The following is a 612-nucleotide window of genomic DNA, read 5'->3' as shown; positions in this document are numbered from 1 at the left end:
TGACCGTGTGGAAGCTCTGGTATCTGCCAGTCCGTCAGACGAAGATGGGGAAACAAGGGAAAAGGTTGTCAAAACAGAGATTGAGGATAACGACAATGACAATCTTACCATTCCACAGGTCGTAAACCGTCTTGGCATGGTGTTCTTCCTGCTCATTTTCAATCTCGGTATCACAATATTTATCTTCCTGCTTACTGGCATGATGTTGTTTTCCCAGATACTCTTTATCATATATGCCATATTTTTACCTGTCAGTTTTTTACTGTCCATGATACCGACCTATGAGAACATGGCGAAACAGGCAGTTGTCCGTGTGTTCAATGCCATTATGACAAGAGCCGGAATCACACTGATTGTGACCGTGGCATTTTCAATTTCCAGTATGTTTTACAACATTTCCACAGACTATCCGTTCTTCATGGTGGCATTTTTGCAGATAATCTGTTTTGCCGGAATCTACATGAAACTCGGAGAACTAATGAGTATGTTCAGCCTGAATGCTAATGACAGTCAGCAGATAGGTCGCCGGATTTTCCGTAGACCGATGGTGTTCATGCGACATCGGGCAAGACGTATGGAACACAGGATTGCAAGGGCTGTCGGTGCTGGAAG

Annotated in this window: 1 protein-coding gene; it reads left to right on the top strand. The window is 44.1% G+C overall.

All coding sequences use genetic code 11. The features are described from left to right. A partial coding sequence (locus HMPREF0367_RS05710) for a CD3337/EF1877 family mobilome membrane protein (protein ID WP_035402151.1) occupies window positions 1-612 on the top strand: 612 nt, incomplete at both ends.

It is taken from the genome of Faecalitalea cylindroides ATCC 27803, from assembly GCF_000469305.1.
GTDB classification, from domain to species: Bacteria; Bacillota_I; Bacilli_A; order Erysipelotrichales; family Erysipelotrichaceae; genus Faecalitalea; species Faecalitalea cylindroides.
Note: the sequence above shows the minus strand (reverse complement) of the source record. Positions and strands in the feature narration are given on the sequence as shown.